Genomic DNA, 1,217 nt, shown 5'->3' with positions numbered 1-1,217 from the left:
ATGAATGAAGCGGGCAATGTGGGGATAGCGCTTGCGCAAGAGTGTGACTTCATCATCAAGCTCGGCAGCGCGTATAGCTGGGCCGTCTGAAGCGAGCCACTCTCGAAACGGGTCGGGATCAGCCGCAGCCCTCTTGTTTGTCTCATTGATTCTATTCATGAGCAGGTCATTCAGCTTCGAGTCGAGCCAGGCGGCCATGCCCACATCGTCTTCCCAATCTGGAAGCTGGCTCATGCGTGCGCCCTCATGGGCACGACCTTGCCACGTGCCTTCTTGCCTTTGACTAACGCGTCGATATGTTCGGCCCATGCGTCGAGCGCGCCGCGCTTCTCCTTGGCATACTCGTGGCGCTGATAGATGCCGACGACGCCGGACTTCGATCCAGACACGTGCCCCAGGACTGCCTCGGTAACGGGAAGCGCGAAGCCGAGTCTCTCTAGTCCAGTGGCGACGGTCCTGCGCAGATCGTGAAAGCGCCACGGCTCCTTGAACTGAAGCGCCGCGTCGAGCCTGTACTTCACCTTGCCAAATCCGCACACCGGTCGAGCGCCGCCCGTGGTGGTGAACACGTACTCGCCGTCGTGTCGCGGGATTGACTTGATGATCTTCTTCACGTGATCGCTCAGCGGAATGACGTGTGCCCGCTTGCTCTTGTGTCTCGCGGCCGGGATCGTCCAGTCAGACGAGAGCTCGTCCCACCGCATGGCCTCGGCCTCGCCTCTGCGGACGCCGGTCACGATCATGACTCGGATCACGTTGGAGAACGCGGAGTCGTCCAGTGCTGTCCACAGTGCCTTGAGTTCCTTATCCGACAGCACGCGGTCGCGGTCGCGCCCTGGCTCAGCCGGATGAATGCCCGCCAGCGCGGTGCCGTCGATGAGCCCCTCCCGATGGAGCCACTTCAGCATGCGGCTCAGCGTCTTGTTCATCTCGCGCTCCCGACTGCTGGCGACACCGGCGACTCTCGAGGTGCGTCCCGGCACGCCGCTCCGGTAGGACTCCCGGATGACGGAGCAAACTTCGTCTGCTGTGATCTCCGACACGGGCTTGTCGCACCAGCGGTAGACCAGGGACCCTGGTCGAATGGTCGGGGGCGCATCATCGTCGTCATAGACGAGACCAAGCGTGTCGCGCGCCTGCTTCTTCCACGTTCGATTATGCCTGCGGTCGCGCTGCTCCTGCTCCACGAACTGTCGCGCCAGAGCGCCGAACGTGTT

2 protein-coding genes are annotated in these 1,217 nt (G+C 62.4%); both read right to left on the bottom strand.

What is annotated here, in order from left to right; translation table 11 throughout:
- Positions 1-234 (bottom strand): hypothetical protein (locus GY725_10575; protein ID MCP4004630.1); only part of this gene is annotated, 234 nt, incomplete at its 3' end.
- Positions 231-1,217 (bottom strand): site-specific integrase (locus GY725_10570; protein ID MCP4004629.1); only part of this gene is annotated, 987 nt, incomplete at its 5' end. The genes GY725_10575 and GY725_10570, both read right to left, overlap by 4 nt.

This window comes from bacterium, assembly GCA_024226335.1.
GTDB lineage: Bacteria > Myxococcota_A > UBA9160 > SZUA-336 > SZUA-336 > JAAELY01.
The sequence above is the reverse complement of the archived record's forward strand: the minus strand, read 5'-3'. Positions and strand labels throughout refer to the sequence as shown.